This window comes from Streptomyces sp. NPDC048523 (assembly GCF_043199815.1).
GTDB lineage: Bacteria > Actinomycetota > Actinomycetes > Streptomycetales > Streptomycetaceae > Streptomyces.
In genome coordinates, this window is record NZ_JBICWQ010000005.1 from 72,537 (window position 1) to 95,423 (window position 22,887).

General features: G+C 72.0%; 14 protein-coding genes, 1 tRNA gene, 1 other RNA gene and 1 pseudogene. 6 read left to right on the forward strand and 11 right to left on the reverse strand.

Annotated elements, in window-relative coordinates:
- Positions 1-19: 19 nt before the first annotated feature.
- Together ACGFWE_RS25880 and ffs are read right to left on the reverse strand one after the other, a co-directional pair.
- Positions 20-2,518, reverse strand: a complete 2,499-nt coding sequence (locus ACGFWE_RS25880; protein ID WP_393602072.1) for a DNA polymerase III subunit gamma and tau — start codon at positions 2,516-2,518, stop codon at positions 20-22.
- A 59-nt stretch (positions 2,519-2,577) separates the two neighbouring features.
- Positions 2,578-2,676: signal recognition particle sRNA small type (ffs, locus tag ACGFWE_RS25885), an RNA gene on the reverse strand.
- 72 nt (positions 2,677-2,748) lie between these two features.
- Here ffs and ACGFWE_RS25890 point away from each other — a divergent pair.
- Positions 2,749-2,836, forward strand: a tRNA-Ser gene (locus tag ACGFWE_RS25890).
- Positions 2,837-2,897: 61 nt separating this feature from the next.
- Here the strand turns inward: ACGFWE_RS25890 and ACGFWE_RS25895 are convergent.
- Positions 2,898-3,133: pseudogene (locus tag ACGFWE_RS25895) on the reverse strand (DUF4287 domain-containing protein); the annotation flags it as partial.
- A 132-nt stretch (positions 3,134-3,265) separates the two neighbouring features.
- Between ACGFWE_RS25895 and ACGFWE_RS25900 the strand changes: the two are divergent.
- Positions 3,266-7,219 carry a hypothetical protein gene (locus ACGFWE_RS25900; protein ID WP_393602074.1) on the forward strand — a complete coding sequence of 1,318 codons (3,954 nt, stop codon included), beginning with the start codon at positions 3,266-3,268 and terminating at the stop codon, positions 7,217-7,219.
- Between the two features lie 521 nt (positions 7,220-7,740).
- Here ACGFWE_RS25900 and ACGFWE_RS25905 read toward each other — a convergent pair.
- Both ACGFWE_RS25905 and ACGFWE_RS25910 read right to left on the reverse strand, forming a co-directional pair.
- The gene (locus tag ACGFWE_RS25905; protein WP_393602076.1) at positions 7,741-10,809 is read right to left on the reverse strand and encodes an FG-GAP repeat domain-containing protein; all 3,069 of its coding nucleotides are present in this window, start codon (positions 10,807-10,809) and stop codon (positions 7,741-7,743) included.
- Positions 10,810-11,416: 607 nt separating this feature from the next.
- Positions 11,417-12,196, reverse strand: a complete 780-nt coding sequence (locus tag ACGFWE_RS25910; protein WP_393602078.1) for an SDR family NAD(P)-dependent oxidoreductase — start codon at positions 12,194-12,196, stop codon at positions 11,417-11,419.
- A 31-nt stretch (positions 12,197-12,227) separates the two neighbouring features.
- Between ACGFWE_RS25910 and ACGFWE_RS25915 the strand changes: the two genes are divergently transcribed.
- Complete coding sequence (locus ACGFWE_RS25915) at positions 12,228-13,070, forward strand: DUF72 domain-containing protein (protein WP_393602080.1); 843 nt, start codon at positions 12,228-12,230, stop codon at positions 13,068-13,070.
- Here the strand turns inward: ACGFWE_RS25915 and ACGFWE_RS25920 are convergent.
- The 5 genes from ACGFWE_RS25920 to ACGFWE_RS25940 form a co-directional block, all read right to left on the reverse strand.
- Positions 13,036-14,898 (reverse strand): copper resistance CopC/CopD family protein, encoded by a 1,863-nt coding sequence (locus ACGFWE_RS25920; RefSeq protein ID WP_393602082.1) that lies wholly within the window; start codon positions 14,896-14,898, stop codon positions 13,036-13,038. The two genes, ACGFWE_RS25915 and ACGFWE_RS25920, sit on opposite strands and share 35 nt — an antisense overlap.
- A gap of 123 nt (positions 14,899-15,021) precedes the next feature.
- Positions 15,022-15,789, reverse strand: coding sequence for an SDR family NAD(P)-dependent oxidoreductase (locus ACGFWE_RS25925; RefSeq protein WP_393602084.1), 768 nt, complete (start codon positions 15,787-15,789; stop codon positions 15,022-15,024).
- Entirely contained in the window at positions 15,786-16,253 is a 468-nt protein-coding gene (locus tag ACGFWE_RS25930; protein WP_352391345.1) for a cupin domain-containing protein, read from the reverse strand. Before ACGFWE_RS25930 ends, ACGFWE_RS25925 begins: the two co-directional genes overlap by 4 nt.
- Complete coding sequence (locus tag ACGFWE_RS25935; RefSeq protein ID WP_352391346.1) at positions 16,243-16,854, reverse strand: GNAT family N-acetyltransferase; 612 nt, start codon at positions 16,852-16,854, stop codon at positions 16,243-16,245. Before ACGFWE_RS25935 ends, ACGFWE_RS25930 begins: the two co-directional genes overlap by 11 nt.
- A gap of 8 nt (positions 16,855-16,862) precedes the next feature.
- A complete protein-coding gene (locus ACGFWE_RS25940) occupies positions 16,863-18,980 on the reverse strand; it encodes a penicillin acylase family protein (protein WP_393602086.1) in 2,118 nt (705 codons plus the stop codon).
- A gap of 79 nt (positions 18,981-19,059) precedes the next feature.
- Here ACGFWE_RS25940 and ACGFWE_RS25945 point away from each other — a divergent pair, with 79 nt between their 5' ends.
- The 3 genes from ACGFWE_RS25945 (at position 19,060) to ACGFWE_RS25955 (ending at position 21,101) form a co-directional block, all read left to right on the forward strand.
- Positions 19,060-19,797: a siderophore-interacting protein gene (locus ACGFWE_RS25945; RefSeq protein WP_393602088.1), complete on the forward strand. Its 738-nt coding sequence runs from the start codon at positions 19,060-19,062 to the stop codon at positions 19,795-19,797.
- A gap of 33 nt (positions 19,798-19,830) precedes the next feature.
- Complete coding sequence (locus tag ACGFWE_RS25950; protein ID WP_393602090.1) at positions 19,831-20,436, forward strand: HhH-GPD-type base excision DNA repair protein; 606 nt, start codon at positions 19,831-19,833, stop codon at positions 20,434-20,436.
- 347 nt (positions 20,437-20,783) lie between these two features.
- Entirely contained in the window at positions 20,784-21,101 is a 318-nt protein-coding gene (locus tag ACGFWE_RS25955) for a hypothetical protein (RefSeq protein WP_393602092.1), read from the forward strand.
- A gap of 190 nt (positions 21,102-21,291) precedes the next feature.
- Here the strand turns inward: ACGFWE_RS25955 and ACGFWE_RS25960 are convergent, their stop codons facing one another.
- Complete coding sequence (locus tag ACGFWE_RS25960) at positions 21,292-22,854, reverse strand: helicase HerA-like domain-containing protein (protein WP_393602094.1); 1,563 nt, start codon at positions 22,852-22,854, stop codon at positions 21,292-21,294.
- Positions 22,855-22,887: the final 33 nt, after the last annotated feature.

Sequence of the window (22,887 nt, forward strand, 5' to 3'; positions counted from 1 at the left end):
GCGCGCTCCTCCGCACCCCCTACTCGTTCGTGATCTCCTCCACCACGGTCGCCCCGAGCTCCCGCACGATCAGTTCGCGGCCCGAGAGTGCCGACTCGTTGAGGTCGGGGTCGTCGTCCTCGGGGATGTCGTCCTCGATGGAGACGGGCGGGGGTTCCGGCGCGGACCGTTGTGGGGAGGGGGCCTGGGTGGGGGCGGGCGTCTGTCTGGGCTGGGCCGCCTGGGCGGACGTCGGCTGGGGGGATGACGGCGGGGCCTGGGGGGCCGGGGCGCCGTAGCCTCCCGGGTTTCCGGTGCCGTAGCCGCCGGCGTTGCCGCCTCCGCCGTAGCCACCGCCGCCACCGCTGCCGTTGAAGCCGCCGGATGCCGGGGGTGCCGCGCCGCCGCCCGAGGGGTCGACGACGGCCTCGATCTTCCACTGGACGCTGAACTGCTCGGAGAGTGCCTGGCGCAGCACCTCCTCGCTGCCGCTGCTCGCGAAGTTGTCGCGGGCGCCGGCGTTGACGAAGCCGAGCTGGAGGGTGGTGCCGTCGAAGCCGGCCACCTGGGCGTTCTGGCTGAGCAGGATCCAGGTGAAGCGTCGGCGGTTCTTGACCGCTTCCAGGATGTTGGGCCAGAGCTGGCGGGGGTCGAGGCCACCGGTCGGCGGGGCGTAGGAGGCCGGACCGGGTGCGGAGGCCGCGGGGGCGGGCTGTGCGGGCGCCGGGACCGCCGCGGGTCGGTGTGCCGCGGGCGCCTGGGGCTGGCCGCCGCCCGTCGCAGCCGGGGTGGGCCAGCCACCGGGACGCCGGCCGCCGCCGAGGGGGGCGGCGGTGGGCCAGGCGCCGGGGGCGGGGGCGGGGGTCGTGGCGGACGGTTGCTGGTGGGTTGGGTGTGGCTGGTCGGAGTGTGGCTGGTCCGGGTGGGCGGCAGCAGGGGGCGGGCCGGGTGGTGGACCGGCGGGAGCACCAGGGGCCTGGCCCGCGGGTGAGCCGTGCGCCTGGCCGGCGGACGGGCCCGAGGGCGGGCCGGCGGGGGCGGCCGCTGCGGCGAAGGGCGCCGGATCTGCCGCAGCGCCGGGGAAGCCGGCCGGGCCACCGGCTGCGCCGGGAGTGCCGCCGCCCTGGGTGCCGCTGCTGTCGTTGCCGCTGCCGTTGCCGGGCCCTGGGCCGCCGGGTGTACCCGCGCCGGAGGCCCGGACCGCCGCCCTGGCCGCGGCCGGACCGCTACCCGGCGGAACCGGAACGGCAGACGGAGTCGCAGCCGGAGCCGATGGCGGGACGGCGGCCGCCGAGTGGCCGGGGGCGGCTCCCCCGTGCACCTCCGGCCCCGGCCCCGGTACGTATCCCATCGCGGGGGCGCCGCCGCCGGCCGAGAAGTTCACGCCCCGCTCGATGCGGTCGAGGCGGGCCATGACCGAGCGCTCGTCCCCGTAGGACGCGGGGAGCAGCACGCGCGCGCAGATGAGCTCCAGCTGGAGACGGGGCGAGTTGGCGCCGCGCATCTCCGTCAGGCCTTCGTTGACGAGGTCGGCGGCGCGGCTGAGCTCCGCGGCGCCGAAGGTGCCGGCCTGGGCCTGCATGCGCTCGATGACGTCGGCGGGGGCGTCGATGAGCCCCTTCTCGGCGGCATCCGGGACGGCGGCGAGGATGACCAGGTCCCGCAGCCGCTCCAGCAGGTCGGCGACGAAACGGCGCGGGTCGTTGCCACCCTCGATGACACGGTCGACGACCTCGAAGGCGGCGGCGCCGTCACCGGTGGCGAAGGCCTCGACGACGGAGTCGAGGAGGGAGCCGTCGGTGTAGCCGAGGAGGGAGGTGGCCATGGCATACGTCACACCCTCCTCCCGCGCACCGGCGAGCAGCTGGTCCATGACGGACATGGAGTCACGCACGGAGCCCTGGCCGGCCCGGACGACGAGGGGCAGGACGCCTTCCTCGACGGGGATGTTCTCCTTGCCGCACACCTGGCCGAGGTATTCCCGCAGGGTGCCGGGCGGTACGAGCCGGAAGGGGTAGTGGTGGGTCCGCGACCGGATCGTCCCGATGACCTTCTCGGGCTCGGTGGTGGCGAAGATGAACTTGAGGTGCTCCGGGGGCTCCTCGACGACCTTCAGCAGCGCGTTGAACCCGGCCGACGTGACCATGTGGGCCTCGTCGATGATGTAGATCTTGTACCGGCTGCTCGCGGGCCCGAAGAATGCCTTCTCGCGCAGCTCACGGGCGTCGTCCACGCCACCGTGGGAGGCGGCGTCGATCTCGATGACGTCGATGGAACCCGGGCCGTTCCTGGCGAGGTCCTGGCAGGACTGGCACGTGCCGCAGGGCGTGGGTGTGGGCCCCTGCTCGCAGTTCAGGCACCGGGCGAGGATGCGCGCGCTGGTCGTCTTGCCGCAGCCGCGGGGACCGCTGAACAGGTACGCGTGATTGACCCGGTTGTTCCGCAGCGCCTGCTGCAGCGGGTCGGTGACATGCTCCTGCCCGATGACCTCGGCGAAGGACTCCGGGCGATAGCGGCGGTACAACGCGAGAGACGACACGCTTACGAGGTTATAGGCGACCACTGACAACCCGACCCCGCGCGGGCACTCCGTCCGGGAACGCGAACGCCCCCCACGCACCCGCCAGAGCCAACCTACCCTTGCTGCCTTCCGGCCCTGGGGGAGTTCAGTCAGATAGCGCCGCGTGAGGGGCTGCCCAAACAGTACCCGATGGCAGGGGGTGGGAACGAGTTCGCGAGCACTCCTCAACGTCTTGTATTGTTTGCCGCGGAGGATTCGCCTAGAGGCCTAGGGCGCACGCTTGGAAAGCGTGTTGGGGGCAACCCCTCACGAGTTCGAATCTCGTATCCTCCGCCAGTGCCTCACCGGGCACGATGTCGAAGGGCCCCACCGTTCGCGGTGGGGCCCTTCGTCGTTTGGCGTGGCCGTAGCCCAGGCCGTGTTCCGTCTTGAGCCAGGTGACCAGTCCATGTGCTCGGTCAGGGGCGAGGCGCGGATGAGGTCCTTCCACTCCGCGATCGGTCGGCCGTACTTGTTCTCGATCGAGGGGAAGTAGCTCGCGGGGCCCTTCACGGGTTCGGCCGTGACTGCGCTTCCGTTCGTCTGCGGCGTGGTGGTGCTGCCTGTACGACCTGGACCGAGGCGCGAATACATCGGTCGGGAAGGCGTGATCCACGCCACAGTAAAGATCGAACGTCTGTCCTTGCCCCTCGTTAGAATTCGCTCGCCCCAAGAGCCCTCGTGAGCACCACAGGGACGGGGCCTGCGCTTTCCAGGGGGGAACGCATGCTTCACACGTCCATCAGGGAACAACGCCGAAGACGACACGCGTCCAGGGGGGCCACTTCGCTTCTCGCGCTGATCGTCTCCGTCCTGGCCTCGTTCACCGCACAGACCGGCACGGCTTCCGCCGTGGCCGTGCCGACCCCGAAGACCACGGCCGCGACCTCCGGGCCCGCGACACCGAAGTCACCGAAGTCACCGGAGAAGAAGGCGGCTCCCGAGGCGCTGCACGCCACCGCCGCGCGCGAGATCGGCCGTAGCGACACGGCCGACACCTGCTCCGGGGCGATTGAGTCGGGAACGGTCTACACCTGCTCCGCCGGGCCCGAGGGCGGCGCGAGCTTCACGTTCGCCCTGCCGAACCCCGACGACCTGGTGTTCCTCCAGGTCGTCTCCACCGATGACCAGCCCCAGTACCCGACGCTCACCGCACCGGACGGTTCGACGGTCACCTGCGACCGGCCCGACGGCGCGTACGGGGCGGCACGGTGTCCGACGAGCCGGGCCGGTACGTACACCGTGCAGGCCGGGGCCGCGCCGAGTGGCTTCTCGGTGTCGTACACGGCTCTGCTGTCCGGCCCTTCCTGCACCGCGGTCTCCAAGGACGACACCGCCCTCGGGGCGCCGAAGTCCCTCGCCGACACGCTTACCGCCGGGTCCGCCGGCCACTGCTTCGGCCTGCCGTCCGCCGCCGGGGACGTTCTGCGGAGCCATCTGTCCGCGTGGCAGGTGACCGGGACCGTCTACGACGCCACCGGCACGGAGGTCTGCACGACCCGTGAGAACAACGCCACGGACTTCGACTGCACCCTCAAGGGCAACGCACCGTTCCGTGTGCTGACGAACCAGTCGTACGCGGCGAGCATGGACTACAGCCTCACGTCGGCCCGCCTCTCCGCTCCCGCCGGCTGCCCCACCGTCCAGCCTCTGGCCTACGGCACGGTCCCGGACGCCACGTCCACCGCGCGCTGCCGCGTCCTGCACGTACCCGCCTCCGGGCCCTATCTCTTCGACACCGTCGGCGACAGCGTCTCCGGGAGCCTCTACGCCACCGACGGCACGTCCCGCTGCACCCCCACGCTGCTCGCCCCCTGCACCCTGACCGCAGGTGATTACACCTGGGCGCGCGACGGGCGCAGCAGCGCCCCGGCCGCCTTCGGGGTCCGGCTGTACGCGACGAACCTGACGCAGGGCTGTACCGCCGTACGCGACGACGGCTTCGCCTCCGGCGCGGTGAAGGGTGCCTTCGGCGGACCGGGCGAGCAGCAGTGTCTGTCCCTCCCGACGGCCACCGGCCACGGCCTCTACCTGATCGACCGGACACCGGACGGCGGAGTCAACCCGAGCTACCGAGTGTTCGACGCCAAGGGCATCGCGCAGTGCGACAACGACGACTCCCCGGTGATCTGCAAGCTGACCGGGACCGCCCCGTTCCACGCGGTGCTCTCGGGCTCCGCCGCAGGTGAGTACCAGCTCGCCGTCCAGGACACCGGGAAGACCGCGGGCTGCACGGCCTGGCCGCAGTCGGCGTTCGACGGCACCTGGGGCGTGTCGGTTCCGCTCACCAGCACGACCCAGGCCGTGTGCCTGGGCATCGCCGCCGACCAGCACTCCACCGCCGAGATGTTCGACTACACGAACAACACCAATAGGGTGAACGCCGCGGTGCGGGTGTTCGACGGCGCCGGCAACGAGCTGTGCACCACTGTCGGCGGCTCCACGACCACCTGCCGGTTTACGGCCGGTGTCGGCTACACGGCCCTGCTGACGGGCACCGGCGCCTCGGACACGTACAAGCTGGTCCGCCGGGACATCTCTTCGACGGCGAAGTGCGCCGCTCCGGCCTCGCTCACCGTCGGTGGAGCCTCCACGTCCTTCAACCTCGACTCCGCACTGGACAGCCGGTGTCTGCGTGTCACTGCAGCGGCCACGGACAAGCTCTGGATGTCCGCGCGGACCCCGACGGCCGCCCGGAACACGGGCGTGGTGCTGAAGGTGGTCGACGCCTCGGGCACGAGCGTGTGCCGGCAGTGGGGCGTCTCCTGCCGCGTCACCGGCTCGACCTCGTACATCGTCATCATCCTGGCCTCGGGGTACGACGAGACCCCCATTTCCGCACACGTCGACACCTGGCGCGTCGGCACCGCCTCGGGCTGGGCCCCGGAGTGCACGGCGAACAGGGTGTCCCCGCAGGGCTTTTCCGTGCGGAGCGGCACGTTCACCGAGTCCGCAACCGCGTACTGCGCCGTGATCCCCATGCAGCCGTCGCAGCGCTTCCAGGTGTACGGCACCCAGAGCAGCAGCACGGGCACCCCGTGGGTGAGCCTGCTGAGCACCACCCGCTTCGCCGGCGCGAGCGCCGACTACTCCTACCAGTGCAACGGTGACAACGCCGGTGTCTTCAGCTACTCCTGCCTCACCACCTCCAGCGCCTCCGCGGGCGACTACCTGATGCTGGTGAGCCCGTACCAGGCGGACACTCCGGTCGAGTACTCCATGCAGGGTGTCTGCAAGAGCGGCTGCACCACTCAGCCGAAGTCGGCCGACGTCACCTCGCTGGGCCCGACGAGCGGACCTGCCGGGACGTCCAACCAGGTTGTGCTGCACGGCGCGAACCTGACCCTCGGCACCCAGGTGGAACTCCGGTCCGGGGACGACTCCCGCACCGCCGAGCCGGTCTCCGTCAGCGCCGATGGCACCACGCTCACCGTGCGGCTCGGTACGTACGACCTCCCTCCGGGCGCGTACGACCTGGTGATCGACAACGTCGGGTACACATCCGGCATCCCGTCACCCGGCTACCTTCCGGGCGCCTACACCGTCACCGCCGCACCGGCGGCGACCCACAACCGCCTCGTCCCGGTCTCGCCGACGCGCTTCCTGGACACCCGCAACGGCACCGGCGCCCCCAGGGCACGGGTCGGCGCGGGCGGAATCGTCGAGCTCAAGGTCGCCGGGACGCACGGTATCCCCGCCACCGGGGTCACCGCGGTCGTCATGAACGTCACCGCCGTCCGGCCCACCGGCAACGGCCACGTCGACGTGTACCCCGCCGGTCAGCCGCTGCCGACCGTCTCCAGCGTCAACTACACGGCGCCGCAGACCATCGCCAACTTGGTGACGGTTCCCGTACGGAACGGATCGGTGGACCTGCGCAACAGTGCGGGCTCCGTCGACCTCCTCGCCGACGTCACGGGCTACTACGCGGAGGGGAGTTCAGGTTCGGCCTTGACACCGGTCTCGCCGACGCGCTTCCTGGACACCCGCAACGGCACCGGCGCCCCCAAGGCGCGGATCGGCGCGGGCGGAATCGTCGAGCTCAAGGTCGCCGGGACGCACGGTATCCCCGCCACCGGGGTCACCGCCGTCGTCATGAACGTCACCGCCGTCCGGCCCACCACCGGGGGCTACATCACCGTGTACCCCGACGGCCAGTCGCTGCCGGCCGTATCCAACATCAACTTCCCCGCCGGCCGGACGATCCCCAATATGGTCGTCGCCCCGGTCGTGAACGGTTCGGTGGACCTGCGCAACAGTGCGGGCTCCGTCGACCTCCTCGCCGATGTCACGGGATACTTCTCCGCCACCGGTTCGACCTTCACCCCGGCGGGCCCGCTGCGGCTACTGGACACACGCAGCGGACTGGGTGCCCGGCCCGGAGCCGTCGCCCCGGGCGGTCTGGTCAGCCTCCCGGTCACCGGTACGGCCGGCGTCCCCTCCTCCGGGGTCACGGCAGTGGTGCTCAACGTGACGGTCACGGCGCCTTCGGCCGGGGGATATCTGACGGTCCACCCGCACGGTCTGCCGGAGCCCGGCGTCTCGAACCTCAACTTCGGCGCAGGGCAGACTATTTCCAACATGGTCGTGGTGCCGGTGGTTGACGGACGGGTCACCTTCGCCAACCACACCGGTTCGGTCCAGGTCATCGCCGACCTGGCCGGGTACTACAGCAGCTGACCACCAGGTCGGGGGCGGGGCTCGCACCGCCCCCGACCGCTCCCTGTACACACCGAAACTGCCGCGCGCTCCGGCGAACGTCGGCCGGGCTGCGGTGTGCTCTCTGCTCGTGCGCTGATCCGGCGGGCGAGTGCGAGCGGGCCCACTGCGGCGAGGGCGCCCGCTGCGAGTGCCGTCCACCCTGAAGGCGCCCTGGTAGCGGCCGCGGGCGTGGACCGGGGCGAGGCCGGCGACGACCGAGGCGGCGATGCCGGCCGCGGAGTCCTCGCCCAGCGACCGCCCACCCCATGATCTGAGAACGCGCAAGCGAGTGTGAAAGCCGCCGTGACAGCTTTGTCACCGTGGGTACACATTCCGCACTCTCCGCACAGGTCGGCGAAGGCGCTCGCCAGGGGTGCCCTGGACACGGGGGCACCCCTCTGGCATTCACCGTCCCCGGCGTGGCGCAGCATCGCGGTCGCTCTCGTCAGGCCTGCAGCTTCCGGTGGAGGTGCAGGCCTGGAGGTTGCTGTTCCGGACCCTCAGTACAGCGCCTTGTAGACGCCCCAGCCGCTGCCGATCTTCACGCGGGCGCCGAAGCCGCCCTTGCCGTTGCCCGCCCAGCGGTACAGGTTGCCCGCGGTATCGCGGGTGAGGAGGTCGTTGCGCCCGTCCTGAGTCAGGTCGCCGACACCGACCAGGGCGTTGTAGGCGTTGAAGCCCGAGGCGATCTTCACGCGCCCCCCGATGCCGCCCTTTCCGTTGCCGTACCAGCGGTAGAGGTTGCCGGCCTTGTCCCGGCCGAGAAGGTCTCCGGTTCCATCGCCATTGAGGTCGCCCGTGCCCACCAGCGCCGTATAACCGGACAGCCCTGTGCCGATGCGCACCCGGGACTTGAACGTGCCCTTGCCGGTGCCGGCGTAGAACCACAGGACTCCGGACCGGTCACGGCCCAGCAGGTCGGACCGGCCGTCACGGTTGAGGTCCCCGGACGACGTCAGCAGGTTGTACTGGTTCCAGCCCTTGCTAATGACAGTGGACTTGTTGGTTCCCCGGGCGAAGTACACCTGCCCGAAGCCCCAGTACGCACGCAGTTCGCCGGTGGAGTTGCGGACCAGCATGTCCGCGTACCCGTCGCCGTTGAGGTCGCCGGCCGGCACCAAGGTGGAGGAGGTCGGCCAGTCCGCGGTGTAACTGCGGTTGTAGAAGTGCCCCTTGGGATGCCCCTCCCATGAGTCGGTCCGGCCGTCCTTCCGGACCGCCACCATGTCCGGAAACCCGTCGCAGTCGTAGACATGGGTCGGCAAGGCGCCGCACATCACGTCCAGGCCGCCGCTTCCCACCCGCACCGGCACGTTTCCACCGTTGAACCTCGCGGTCAGCTGCCAGGTGTAGAGACCGCTCGGGGCAGGAGCACCGTTCGACTCCCGGCCGTTCCACGAGGCCGAGATGCCGTCGAGACCGCGTTCGGCCCCACCTCTCACCACAGCCACCCGGCGCCCGGTCGTCTTCTGGACGATGTCCAGTTCCCAGGAGTCCACGGGGCGGCTCAGCAGCAACGAGGCCGTCCAGGTCGAGTAGTACGACGAAGTGGTCCTCGGTGCGACGCTCCCGGAGGTGTACGCCGCCCCGATCACCGGAGCGGAGTCCGGTACCCCGTCCGCGCTCACGTGCACGCGGCGATCGGCGTCCACGTAGGCGATGTGGCCGCTGTACTTGTCCACGGTCCACGTGATCCTGCGGTCGTCCGCGAGCGTTCCGGCCGGGAGGGCGGCCATGGAGCGCTCCGCGAGCGGGTTGCCGGTGTGGAAGTCCGTCAGCTTGAGCTCGCCCGCGTCCCGGTCGTGCCGGACCACGTAGCCGTCACCGAGCATGGCGGGGCCCGACGGCACAGCGAAGCCGCGGTTGTTCGTCAGGTCGTACACCCCGGCCTGCTTGTCGGCACCGCAGGACCAGTAGAGCCAACGCGCTGTCGCCTGCAGTTCGGTGGGCACGCAGGCGGCACCGGTCCGCACGGTGCGGACGGGTTTGCCGGGAGTGGCCGCGTCCGAGGTCAGCCGCTCCGCGGTCAGCGTGCCGGGGCTGCTGGGGGTCGCGCTCCACAGGGTGGAGTACCAGAGCGCCGCGGCCTGCACCGGGCGGCTGCGTACAACCTTGTTGTAGCCCGGGTCGATCAGATACTGGGTTCTCGGGGACCCGCCGTCCACCACCACGTACGAATACGACGCGTCCCTGACCTCGCCGCCACTGCCGGGCAACGGCACCTGCACGTGCGACGTGTTGGCGTCCACGCGGGTCTCCAGGTACGTCCGCCCTGCTGTCTCGGACAGGAAGGACAGGCCGTACCAGTTGCCCTCGACGGTCCGCACGCAGTCCTCACCCGTCGCACAGCGCACGGCGGAAGAGGGCATGCCCGCGGGCAGGGGCTTGGCCGCTCCCGCGACGGGGGCCGGCCCGGTACCGACGTCCTGCTGGTAGAGGGAGAGCTTGGCCTGCATGCTGTCCACCCGGTTCAGGGTGCCCCGGTACAGGTTCAGTCCCAGGACCTTGGCGATTACCGGGGGCAGCGGCTGGACCACCTCGTGCGCAGGCGACCCGTCGGAGCCGGCGGCGAAGCGGTGCACCGCCCAGTCGCCGGTGCCGGAGCCGCCGACGAGCAGGGCGCTCCCGTCCGCCGTCTGCGGTGGGGAGTCCGACACGAGCGCGATGTGGTCGAGTGCGGTGCTCGGCTCCCCGCCGTCGAGCGGCCGGGACGTCAGCCGCCGACCGAGCGTGGTGCCCGAGGTGGCGTCCGGGCCCGAGGTCAGGAGGGTGCCGCCGAGGAGGGCCACGGGGGCCGCGTCGGCGGGCAGCGGGAACTCCTGCGTCCCGGAGGACACGTCACCGCGGGGCAGCCAGCGCAGTCCGGTGAAACCGTGCCCCCACCAGGCGATGCGGTCGGCGCTCAGCAGGATGCGCAGGCCCTGGCCGCTCATCGCCTCCGGAAGAGGGGTGATCATGGCGGTCCCGGGGTCCAGCAGGCCGTAACGGTACGCGCCGTCCTGCCGGAAGGAGATCACCGCGCCGTGGTCGTCCGTGGCGCTCTCCTGCAGGGGGAGGCTGCTCAGCTGGGCACCCGCGGGCAGGCCGGTGATGGGCAGCGGTTGCGCGGGATCGGTGCCGGTGTCGAGGAGCACACCGGCGGAACTGGTGGTGCTGGTCGCGGACTCCAGCGCCAGCACCTTGCCCGCGACGGTCCCCCGGAACGTGTAGCCGGCCGGGAGCTGCGCCTCGCGGCGCTCACCGGTGTGCGGATCGAGCAGGGTGTACCAGGCGGTGCCCCGGGCCGGGCTCGGTGAGACGGCGAGCAGGTCTCCGTCGGCACCGACGGGGCGTACGAGCGCGTTGGCCGGCAGGGTCTGCAGGCCGGGCACCTGTGTCGAGGTGCCGCTCGCGAAGTCGGTCCAGGTGTAACCGTCCCGGCCCTCCTGCTGGTGCAGGAACCCGGTGCTGCCCGCCGCCAGCGGGGTGTCCACACGGGGTGTGGCGCGCTCGGCGGCCGGGATCACGACCTCCTGGGACGAGTCCGCCGCGGTAGCCGCCTGAGCGGCCCACGCGGGCGGCGCGTCCACGGCGAGCGGAATGGCCGTTCCCGCGGCCGCCAGAATCGTGGCGGCCGCACCGACCCTGAGGCCCGCGCCACCTCTGCGGCGGCGACCTCCGTGCAGTGGTTCAGTCGACGTCCGGGTCAATGCCCCCACGTCTCCCCCTCATTGATGTGATGATCTGCCGCCGCGCGGCGCCCCGCCGTGGCCGGACGCGCTGCCGCGTCCCCCCTGGTGGCCGCGGTGGATCTTGCCGGCCGGTTGTGCGGTAGACGCTAACCGATCAACGAAGTCCCGGTCCGCCCTGTCGGGATTACGATCAGACAACCCGACGACGCACTGGCGGGGCGACCAGGGAGCGGCCATGCGAAGGCGCGGCCGGAGCCCGACTGCGTACCCCATGGAGGGACCTCATTGTCCGGGTCCTTGTCCGGGTCTTTGTCCGGGTCTTTGTCCGGGTCTTTGTCCGGTGCGCGGACGACTGCCAGCCTGCAATGCTGTACGCGCAGCCCGTTTGAGCTGCGGCGCGAACCTCTGCGAACGCCGCCCCCGGACGGCCGCGCGGACAGTCGGAAGCGGGTGGGGGCAACCCCGCGGTGGGCCCTTCATCGCGGGTTTGCGCCCGGTGGAGAGGTCAGTGCACCGACAACCCCCCGTCCACAAAGATCGACTGACCCGTGACGTAGGCCGAGGCCCGGCTCGCCAGGAACACCGCCGCGCCCGCGAAGTCCTCCGGGACGCCGTTGCGGCCGGTCATCGTGCGGGCGGCCAGGGACGCGACCTGTTCCGGGTCGTCGGCGAGGCGGGAGTTGAGGGGGGTCAGGACGAAGCCGGGGACGAGGGTGTTGCAGGTGACGCCGTGCGGGGACCAGGCCTCGGCCTGGGAGCGGGCCAGGGACTCCAGGCCGCCCTTGGAGACGCCGTAGGCGCCGCTGCTGACGAAGGCGCGGTGGGCCTGCTGGGACGTGATGTGGATGATCCGGCCGAAGCCGCGTTCGGCCATGCCGGGGCCGAAGCGCTGGCCCAGGAGGTAGGGGGCCTCCAGGTTGACCGCCATGGTGGTGTCCCACACGTCGTCGGTGAGCTCGGTCATCGGTGGACGCAGGTTGATCCCCGCGGAGTTGACCAGGATGTCCGGTTCACCGAACAGCGCGGCCGCTGCCTCCGCCGCCGTACGGACACCGTCCCTTGTGCTCAAGTCGCCGCTCACCCAGGCCGCCCGGCAGCCGCCGGACCGCAACTCCTCGACCGCCGACGTCAGTTCGGGCTCCCTGCGGGCCACGATCACCACGCTCGCCCCCGCCCGCGCCAACGCCCCCGCGATCGCCCTGCCGATGCCCGAGCTCCCGCCCGTCACCAGCGCCACCCGGCCGTCCAGCGAGAAGAGTTGGGAGAGATACGCCTGGGAAGTCATGCCCGCACCCTAAGGCGGTACCTGGTCCCCCATGACCCGCATTCTCGTCGGCACGTGCTCCTGGACCGATCCCGCACTCGTCCGCAGCGGCTGGTACCCGCCGGGCCGGCGGGACGCCGAGGGGCGGTTGCGGTACTACGCCGAGCGGTTACCGGTGGTGGAGGTGGACGGCACGTTCTACGCCCTGCCCAGCGAGCGCAACAGCCGTCTGTGGGCGGAGCGTACGCCCGACGGGTTCGTGTTCGACGTGAAGGCGTACGCCTCGCTCACCGGGCATCCGGCGAAGCAGACCGCCCTCGCGGGCGTCCCCCTGGACGAGGTGTGGGCGCGGTTCGCCGCCGGGATCGAGCCGTTGCGGGAGGCGGGACGGCTCGGCGGGGTGCTGTTCCAGTTCCCGCCGTGGCTGCGGCCGGGAACGCGGGCGGAGCGGTTCCTGGAGGAGACCGCGGAACGGACCGCCGGGTGGCCCGTCCATGTGGAGTTCCGGCATCCGTCCTGGTGGGAGGAGGGGCAGCAGGACCTCACCTGCGCGCTGCTCGGCAAGTACGACTTCGCCGCCGTGGCCGTGGACATGCGGCAGGGGCTGCCCGCCTCCCTGCCGCCGGTCACCCCCGTCACCGCGCCCCGGCTGTCCGTCGTGCGCTTCCACGGGCGCAGCTCCTCCTGGGGCCGCGGCAGCAAGGAGGACCGTTTCCGGTACGACTACACGCGCGCCGAACTCGCCGAGTGGGTACCGCGGTTGCACGCACTGGCCGAGCGGTCCGACGAGCTCCACGTCCTGTTCAACAACTGCTGCGGAGCGGCCGCCGTGCACGCCGCCGAGACCATGGCGGACCTGCTCAGCGCACGATCCTCATCGTCTTCGTCACGCTGACCTGGTCGACGTCGGAGACCCTGATCGTCGCCTTCATCCGCCAGTCGCCCGCGAGGGGGAGGGTGAGGTCGTTCGTGCCCCAGTAGCCGCCCATGTTCTTCAGGCCGGCGTCGATCGGGCCGATCTGCTTGGCCGGGAGGGTGAAGGACAGCCGCAGTTCGGGGACCGTGGCGAGGCCGCCGTCGGCCGCGTAGACGATGGCCTGGACCGAGTTCTCGCCGGTGCGGCCCGGGTCGAGGGTGATCTGCACCTTGCCCGTGGCGCCGCCCACCGCGAAGGGGACGTTGGTCAGGGACGCGGCGGGCAGTCCGCCCTCGGCCGGTCCCGCCTCGGCCGCCTCGGCCTGCGCCCGCCCGGGCAGCGTGCCGCTCAGCACGGTGCTCAGCACCAGGACCACGACCCCGACGGCCACTTCGGCGAGCACGGAACGACGCAGTCCGTGGCGGTAGGCCGGTGCGGCCGGTGCGACGGGTGCGGCCGGGCCGGGGGGGACGGGCGCCGGTTCCGAGGCCGACGGCGGCCCGTCCACCCGCGCCGACTCCACGCCGGCCGGGGCCCCGTCCGCCACCGGCTCCGCGGTGCTCGACGCTCCCCCCACCCGCTCCGGCACCCTCTCCCGTAGGACCGCCTCCGCCTCCGGCTCCCGCTTCCGCTCGGTCGTGATCGTCACCAGTCGCCCCGTCCACCGTCGCGACAGCCGTGCCGCCGCCAGCAGCAGGGTCACCGCGAGGAGCTTGAGGACGAGCAGGTGGCCGTACGTCGTGCCGGTGATCGCGCTCCAGGAGCCGAGGCCGCGCCAGGACTGGTAGACGCCGGTGCCGACGAGGACGGTCACGGAGGCGAAGGCCAGCCGCGAGAAACGGGCGACGACGACGGCCGGGACGTGCGACGAGGCCCGGTAGAGCGTGGTGAGCAGGGCCGCGAGACCGCCCAGCCAGACGGCCATCGCCAGCACGTGCAGCACCGCGGACGTCATCGCCACCGGCACCTGGATCCCGGCGGACGCGTGTTCGGCTGCGGCCCAGGTCAGCGCGAGACCCACGGCGAGCGCGCCGCCCGCCGCCTGCCACGCGCGCGGCAGCCTCGACTCGCCGAGCCGCAGCAGCCGTACGACGAAGAAGTACCCGATGAGCAGCAGCGCCAGGCGGACCAGGAGGGCCTCGCCGGGGCGGGTGGTCAGGGTGCGTTCGAAGGCCTTCAGTGAGAACGCGGACGCCGGGCCCGCCCCGGACTCGTACGGCGCCCGCAGCACCAGCAGGAACACGGTCGAGCCGAGCAGGGTGCCCCAGCCCGCCCACAGGAGCCGGCGCAGCCGGGACGGCTCCGGGGGGCGGCAGGCGGTGAGGAAGACGGCGGTGCCGATGAGCAGGGCCACGGCGAGGTAGGCCAGGTAGCGGCCCATGTTGAAGAGGCTCTCCGTGGCCGGGTTCTCGGTCGGGCCGGTGTCCACGAACACGGTGGCCGGGGAGGGTTTGCCGACGGAGAAGGTGAAGGCGCCGGAGACCGGGTGGCTGTCGGCCGAGACCACCCGCCATGCCACCGTGTAGGTGCCCTGGGCGAGTTTCGCGGGCAGGGAGACACGGGCCGTGTCGGAGCCGCCCGCGCCGTGTCCGGCGTCACCGGTCTTCAGGCGCTTGCCGTCCGGGTCCAGCACCCGGAAGGAGTCGTCGAGCAGGCCGACCGACTCGGTGAAGGTCAGGGTGATGTCACGGGGGGCGGACTTGAGGACGCTTCCGTCCTCGGGGTCCGTGGCCTTGAGGGCCGCGTGGGCCGACGCGGCCCCGGCACCGCCGAAGAGGAGCAGGACCAGCACGGTGCCCAGCAGCACCAGCCCTTGAAGTCCTCGCCTTCGCCGGCCTGCGCTGCTGCCTGCACGCTCACACCTCACGTCACTACTCCGTACCTGGGCTCGCGGTCTTCCCGACATGTACGGACGCGGACCGCCGAGCGCTCACCACGTCGGCCGGGCGGACACCCCGCCGTCCACCACCAGGTCGTGCCCGGTGACCCAGGACGCGAGCGGGGAGGCGAGGAACACGCACGCGTCGGCCACGTCCTCGGGGCGCCCGAGCCTGCCCAGGGGCGCCTTCCGCACCCACCGCTCCACCCCCTCCGGCCAGGCCTCCGCCAGCCCGTCCCGGTCGATCAGCCCGGGCGAGACCGTGTTCACGCGGATGCCGTGCGGGCCGTACTCCAGGGCCGCCGACCGCGCGTGCATCACGATGGCGGCCTTGGAGGCGGAGTAGTGGGCGTGCCCGGGAGCGGGGTGGCTCGCCTCGACGGACGCGATGTGGGTCACGCAGCCGCCCGGCCCCATGACCTCGGCCGCCGCCTGCGTACACGCGAAGACGCCGGTGAGGTTGGTGTCCACGACGGCCCGCCACTGCGCGGTCGTCATCCCGGGCAGCGGCCGCGTGGGCTGCACACCCGCGTTGTTGACCAGGGCGGTCAGTCCCCCGCCCCATTCCGCCACCTCCCGGACCAACCGGTGGCACGCGTCCTCGTCCCGCAGATCCGCTTCCAGTACGACGGCCCGGGCGCCGAAGTCCTCGATCCGGGACGCCACTTCCCGGGCCGCTCCGGCGGTGGCCGACGCCGCTGTACGGCAGTGGACCGCGACCGCGGCCGCGCCCTGCTCGGCGAACCGCAGCGCGATGCCCCGCCCGATGCCACCGCCGGCGCCCGTGACCAGGGCGACCTGGCCCTCCAGAAGTCTCATGGGCGGCACAGTCCCGCGATCCGCTCGGCCTCGGACGGATAACGCGCCGTCAGTTCGGCCGGGTCGCCGTGCTCGTAGTCCTCGTAGGTGAAGCCGGGGGCCATGGTGCAGCCGAAGAAGGTCCACGCGCCGCGGGTGCGGGCCCCCATCCAGGTGCCCGCGGGCACGGTCAGCTGGGGGTGCTGGCCGTCGCGTATGTCCGGGCCCAGGACGGCGGTGGTCGCCGTGCCGTCCGGGGCCAGGAGCAGGAGGTCCAGGGGGTCGCCGAGGTAGTGGTGCCAGATCTCGTCACTGGGCAGGCGGTGCAGGGCGGAGTAGTCGTCCGAGGTCAGCAGGGCGACGATCGCCGTGCCGTGGGGCCTTCCGTCGGCGCGTTCCTGCCCCGCCCAGGTCTGCCGGAACAGCCCGCCCTCACGGGGGATCGGTTCCAGGTTGTAGTGGGCGACGAGGTCGTCAGGCGTCACCCGGAAAGGCTACCTCCCTTGTCAGGAAGGCCAGTTGGGCGCGCTTCTCCGGCAGGTGCACATCAGGGATGTCGATCTCCGGCAGCACGACCGCGTCTCCGGCCACGAACCCCTGCTTCAGGAAACGGGTGATCGCCTTCTCGTTGCGCACGTCCGGATCGACCACGACCCGCCGCCGGTCCAGACCCAGCAGCACGTACGAGGCGACGGCACCCAGCAACGCCGACGACCAGCCGGTCCGGGTGCCGCCCGAGGTGACGGGCGCGAGCAGCAGGTGGACGCCGATGTCACCGGGGCGGACCTCGTAGCACTCGCTGACCCGGTCGGCCTCCGGCTCGTAGGTCTGCAGGAGCCCGACCGGTTCGCCGTCCCTCTCCAGGAGATACGCGTGGTGGGTGTCGAGGGTGTCCACATGGGCGTAGACCTCAGCCACTTGCTCCTGTGTGAGGCCGTTCATGCCCCAGAACACGGCGCGCTCCTCGCGCACCCAGGCGTGCACGGTCGCCGCGTCGGCGTGCGGGTCGAGCCGCAGGATGCGGACGGTGCCGAAGCCGTCCACGCGCTGGGTGTGGACCGCCTCACGTGTGGGGATGTCGGACATCGCTCTCCTCAGTCTTCCTTCGTCAGGTGCTGCCAGTCGGTGACGACCGGGACGAGATCCCCCTTGAGCCACAAGGGGAGTTGGTCGCGGTGATGCGGTGAACCGGGGACACCGGACGCGCCCAGCGGGACCACCCAGAGGCTGTCCTCGCGGCGGGCCAGGTCCCAGACGTAACGGGCGGCCGGGCCGCGCGCGGCGAGGTCGGTGAGTCCGGGGACCGCGGAGGTGCACAGCACGCAGTCGTGGTCGCCGGAGAGGGCAGGAGCGTCCCCTTCACTGCCGGGGAGCGCCTGCCAGGCGGCGAGGCGGTGGGTGTCGCCCCACGTGCCCGGCGGCGGCTCGGCGGCCACTTCCTCCACGGCGGCCCGCACGATTCCGGCCCGGTCGATGCCGTACAACTCCTCGGCGCGCAGGAGGTGTTCGAGCGCGAAGGCGATACGCGGGACGAGACCGAGCCAGGGGAGGAGGACGTCGGGGTAGGCGGGCGGGTCCGCCAGGGCCGCGAACGCGGGGTGCGCGGCGAGCCGTCGTACGACCGCGCCGCGTACGGCGGCGTACAGGGCGGCCTCCGTGCTGTTCGCGGTCATGCGGCGATCCCAGCGGAGAATCGTTTCCCTCGCGGTCATGGCCTCGGGGCTCAGGTCATCGAGGGCCTCGATGTGGTCCAGCAGGGGCTGTGCCGAACCGAGATGGGTGTCCATGTGGATCAGGGGCATGTCGGCGGCCGACCACCGCTCCCTCTCCTCCAGCAGGGCGGTGATGCGGTTCGCCCGGTGGGGCGGGGCGAACTCGACGCCGAGCGGGGTGGCGGGGCCGCGCTGGTTGGCCATCACGGCGATGCCGTCGGTGAGACCGGCGCGGGGGGTGTCGTGCCAGCCCTGCCAGTCGTGGCCGGGCTCCCAGGCGGGGACGGGGTGCAGCCGGTTGGCCTCCGCACGCAGGGGGACCCTGCCGGCGACCCGGTGCAGCAGTCCGCCCTCGGTGTCGGCGGCATGGACGACGTTCACGGGCTCGGCCCACAGATCGAACGCCCGGTCCACGTCGGCGGTGCGGCGGGCCCGGAGCAGGGGGAGCAGGGCGCTGAAGCCGAGATCCTCGGTGACCCGGGGCGGGTAGCGGAGGGAGAGGGCCACGGGCGTGCCGGGGAAGCCCGGCAGCTCCCCCTCCGGCGCTCCCCCGTCCAGCCCTTCCGGCACTCCCCCGTCCAACCCTTCCGGGCCCCCCGCGATCACAGGTCCCCGCCCGGTCTCGATCACCTCGATCTCGACCGACGACACGCCCGCCACCTCGACCGTCTCGGTGTGCCGGGTGGCACGGTGCCAGGTGCCGTCCGGGCCGAGGGCCTCCACCCCCGCCCCCGTGCGGCGCAGTCGCTCCCGGTACAGGTCCTGGTAGTCGGCCATGGCGTTGGTGATGGACCAGGCGACCGTGCCGGTGTGGCCGAAGTGGGCGATGCCGGGAACGCCGGGGACGGCGAGTCCGATGACGTCGAACTCGGGGCAGACCAGGTGGATCTGCTGGTAGACACCGGGGTCCTCGATGAAGCGGTGGGGGTCGCCCGCGAGGACGGCGTGGCCGGTGGTGGTGCGGGCGCCGGCGACCAGCCAGCCGTTGCTGCCGGAGGTGCCCGGGCCGTCGGCGGCGAAGAGGCCGACCGCGTCCGGGCCCAGGTGCCGTATGGCCTCGTCCCGCCAGAGCTTGGCCGGGAAGCCGGCGAAAAGGATGTGCGTGGCGAGCCAGACGCCGAGCGGGGTCCACGGCTCCCAGCGCCCGGGGGCGAGGCCGACGCGCGCGAACTCGGGGGCGGAGGTGCCCGGCAGCTCCTCGTTCACGCCGTCGACGTACGCCCGCACCCAGTCGGCCGTCTCCGGGTCCCGTCTCTCCAGGGCCCCGAAGCAGCGTCTCGCGGTGTCGTCCAGGCGGGCCCGTCTCGCGAGGGTGTCCCAGGGCAGGGCCCCGGCGCCGAGGAAGGCGGCCAAGGTGCCCTGCGCGCGATGCCGTTCGACCTCCAGCTGCCAGGCACGGTCGCGGGCGGTGCCCTGACCCTGGGCGCGGGCGAGTTCACGCGCGCTGCCCGCGCGGAGATGGGGGATCCCCCAGGCGTCGCGGTAGATCTCGATACTCACCCTCGAACCCGCTCCTCTTTAAGTTAGGCTAACCTAAGTTGACTTGGTGGGAGAATCGTACGCGAAGGGTGCAAAGACCATGGGGCAGGGGCACGGCTGGGAGGGAGCGGTCCTGCGGCTGCTGCGTGCGAAGGACTTCGTGTGCACCGTGACGGGCGCCGAGGACGTCACCGACGCGTACCGGCGGGTGCACCTCACCGACGGCGGAATGCTGGCGGCCACCGGCGTCCACCCGACGATGTGGGTCCGCCTGTGGTTCGCCGCGGCGGGCAAGCCGCACCAGCGCGCCTACACCCTGGTCGACCCGGACCCCGCGGCGGGCACCTTCACGCTGGAGTTCGCTCTGCACGACGGCATCGCCAGCGACTGGGCCCGCGCCGCGAAGCCCGGCGACACCGTCGAGGCCACCGTCCACGGCACCGGCTTCGACCGCCCCGACCCCGAGCCCACGCACGTCTTCGCCTTCGGCGACCCGGCCTCCCTGCCCGCCCTCAACTCCCTCCTCGGCGCCCTGGACTCCTCCCCCGCGACCGTCTGGTTCGAGGGCGGCGACGAGGGCCTCCCCTTCCGCACCGACCCCTCCCGCCACGAGGTCCGCCGGGTACTGCGCCTCGACTCAGGGGCGCACCTCGTCGCCCAGGTGAAGGCGGACCTGCCCGGCCTGCTGCGGAGCCACCCGGACGCGTACGTCTGGATCGCCTGCGACACGGCGACGACCCGGACCCTGTCGTCGTACGTCCGCAAGGAGCTGGGTGTGCCGAAGCAGCGGGTGCACGCGCTCGGCTACTGGCGGGAGCTGCCCGCCGGCTCCCGGTAGAGGCGCGCTGCCGACGGGGGCATGATCGGGGACATGGACGTCACCCTTCACCTCGCCCAGGACCCCGAGGCCGACGAACTCCTCGGCCGCTCACCGCTCGCCGCGCTGGTCGGGATGCTGCTGGATCAGCAGGTTCCGATGGAGTGGGCGTTCAAGGGCCCCCGCACCATCGCGGACCGGCTCGGCGCGAGCGACCTCGACGCGCACGACATCGCCGCGCAGGACCCGGACGCGTTCGTCGCGCTGCTCTCCGAGAAGCCGGCCGTGCACCGCTACCCGGGCTCGATGGCCAAGCGGATCCAGCAGCTGTGCCAGTACCTCGTCGAGCACTACGACGGCCGGGCCGAGCTGGTGTGGAAGGGCGTGGCCGACGGCCGTGAACTGCTGCGCCGGCTGGAGGAGCTGCCGGGGTTCGGGAAGCAGAAGGCGCAGATCTTCCTGGCGCTGCTGGGCAAGCAGCTGGGCGTCCGGCCGACGGGCTGGCGGGAGGCCGCGGGCGCGTACGGCGAGCCGAAGTCCTTCCGGTCCGTCGCCGACATCACCGGTCCCGAGTCGCTGACGAAGGTCCGCGCGCACAAGCAGGAGATGAAGGCGGCGGCCAAGGCGGCGAAGACGGCGAAGACGGCTGAGAAGTCCTAGTCAGCCGGGTGGCCGTGCGGTGCACGGCGGTCCCAGCATGGACCATGACCGAGTTCGACGACCGCTTCGACGATCGCTCCGACGACCGCAAGGTCCACGCGGGCCACCCGCCGGTCCGTCTCGCCGGGGACTTCGCCGCACGCGCCCGAACCCCCTCGAGGGCCCCCTGCCCGCTCTCTCCCGGGCGGCCTGGCAGGTCGTCCTGCTGACCGGCGTCGCCTCGCTGCTCGCTGTCGGTGTGCTCTTCGGCGTGCCGCCACGCCCTTGGCGCCCCCTCACTACTGCACCCGGGTGAATCCCCTGGCCGAAGTGATGAAGGGAGCGTGCCGGAGGGGGAGACGAGGTGTGTGAGTTCCGTACGACGCCCCCCGTGCAGCCGTGACTGGCTGCGGGCGCTCGTGCTGTTGCTCGCGCTGCTGGTTCCCGGCGCACATCTGCAGGCGCAGGCGATGCCGCCCGTCCCGGCCGGGGAGCTCGTCGAGTACGACGTCCTCGACACGGCCCTGCGGCCACCGGCCAGGATCGTCCACCGTGCGGTCGTACCTCTGAGGCCGGTTCCATGGCCCGAGGCGGTCCCCGGGGTGCCGGCGGACCGTACCCTCCCGGTGGCCCCGCGACCGCCGCACGCGCTGCCCGCCCTGCGTTCCGTGGTCCTGCGCTGCTGACAGAGCCCGCTTCCGACAGGTCTGTTCAGCACTCACGCGAGGAACACCGCCATGCCCGTCGACCCTTACGCGGTCCTGCGCGCCCTGCTGCGCGCGGAGGCCGCCCGCAGTGCGCCGAAACCGCAGAGCACGACGAAACAGCCGCCGGTGAGAGAGGAGAAGCGCGGCTGAACCTCCGGAGGAGGCGGGGCTACCGCCTCCTCCGGGCCGTACCGAAGACCGAGCGGGTGATCTCACGCCCGATCTGCGTGCCCAGCGACCGCGCGAGCGACTTGAACATGCCGCTGCCGACGACCTGTTCGACGACGGAGGGGTTCTCCTCCCGCGCAGAAGGCGGGACCTTCGGCGCGGCCTTTGCCGGGACCATCTCGTCCGGGCCCTTGGCGCCGTGGGAGTCGAGCCTCTCGTACGCCGACTCCCTGTCCACAGCCTGTGCGTAACGTCCGTACAGCGAGGAGGCCCTGACCGCCGAGTCCAGCGCGTCTGCGTCGAGGGGACCCATCAGGGACTCGGGGGCGCGCAGGCGGGTCGCGGCGACGGGCGTAGGAGCCCCCTTCTCGCTCAGCACCGTCACCACGGCCTCCCCCGTCCCCAGGCCGGTGAGCAGCTCCTCGAGGTCGTACGCGGAGTCGGGGAAGGTTTTCACGGTCGCCTTCAACGCCTTCTGGTCGTCCGGCGTGAAAGCCCGCAGCGCGTGCTGGACCCGGTTGCCGAGCTGGGCGAGGACATCGGCGGGTACGTCCTTCGCGGTCTGCGTGACGAAGAAGACGCCGACTCCTTTCGAGCGAATCAGCCGGACGGTCTGCGTGAGGGAGTCGAGGAACGCCTTCGAGGCCCCGTTGAAGAGCAGATGCGCCTCGTCGAAGAAGAAGACGAGCTTCGGCTTGTCGACGTCCCCGACCTCCGGCAGATCGTGGAAGAGATCGGCGAGCAGCCACATCAGGAAGGTCGAGAAGAGCCGCGGCCGGTCCTGTACGGCGGCCAGCTCCAGGACGGACACGAGCCCGCGTCCGTCGTCCGCGACCCGCAGCAGCTCACCGGTGTCGAACTCGGGCTCCCCGAAGAAGTCGGCCATGCCCTCCGCCTCGAAGGCGGTGAGGGAGCGCAGGATCACTCCCGCGGTGGCCGTGCTCAGCCCGCCGATGCCCTTCAACTCGCTCCTGCCCTCGTCGGAGGTCAGAAAGGCGACGACGGCCCGCAGGTCCTTCAGGTCGACCAGGTCCAGCCCCTTCTGGTCGGCGTAGTGGAAGATCAGGCCGAGGGACTGCTCCTGGGTCTGGTTGAGCTGGAGCACCTTGGACAGGAGCAGCGGACCGAAGCTGGTGACGGTGGCCCGGACCGGAATGCCGTGCCCGATGCCGCCGAGGGCGTAGAACTCCGCGGGAAACCCGGTGGGCTCCCACTGCTGATGCACGTCGGCGGCCCTGGCCTGCACCTTCTCGTTCCGTGCGCCCGGCTCGCCGATCCCCGACACATCGCCCTTGATGTCGGCGAGGAAGACGGGCACTCCCTGCGCCGACAGCTGCTCGGCGACGAGCTGGAGCGTCTTGGTCTTGCCGGTGCCGGTGGCGCCGGCGACGAGCCCGTGCCGGTTGAGCATCGGAAGAGGGATCCTGACCTGCGCGTCCGGGAGGCAGACGCCGTCCCACAGCAGCGCGCCGAGGTCGAGCGCGGGCCCGGCGAAGGCATAGCCGGAGGCGATCTCCAGGGCCTGCCGGGGCAGCGCGGCGGAGCCGGACTGTGCCTTTGGCATGGACCGGTCGGTGGTTGCCGCGGCGGCTCCCGT

Coding starts and splice junctions, on each gene's coding strand:
- ACGFWE_RS25925 (WP_393602084.1), bottom strand. CDS start 15,789: ATGAGACTTCTGGAGGGCCAGGTCGCCCTGGTCACGGGCGCCGGCGGT.
- ACGFWE_RS25935 (WP_352391346.1), bottom strand. CDS start 16,854: ATGTCCGACATCCCCACACGTGAGGCGGTCCACACCCAGCGCGTGGAC.
- ACGFWE_RS25900 (WP_393602074.1), top strand. CDS start 3,266: ATGCTTCACACGTCCATCAGGGAACAACGCCGAAGACGACACGCGTCC.
- ACGFWE_RS25960 (WP_393602094.1), bottom strand. CDS start 22,854: ATGCCAAAGGCACAGTCCGGCTCCGCCGCGCTGCCCCGGCAGGCCCTG.
- ACGFWE_RS25910 (WP_393602078.1), bottom strand. CDS start 12,196: ATGACTTCCCAGGCGTATCTCTCCCAACTCTTCTCGCTGGACGGCCGG.
- ACGFWE_RS25950 (WP_393602090.1), top strand. CDS start 19,831: ATGGACGTCACCCTTCACCTCGCCCAGGACCCCGAGGCCGACGAACTC.
- ACGFWE_RS25945 (WP_393602088.1), top strand. CDS start 19,060: ATGGGGCAGGGGCACGGCTGGGAGGGAGCGGTCCTGCGGCTGCTGCGT.
- ACGFWE_RS25915 (WP_393602080.1), top strand. CDS start 12,228: ATGACCCGCATTCTCGTCGGCACGTGCTCCTGGACCGATCCCGCACTC.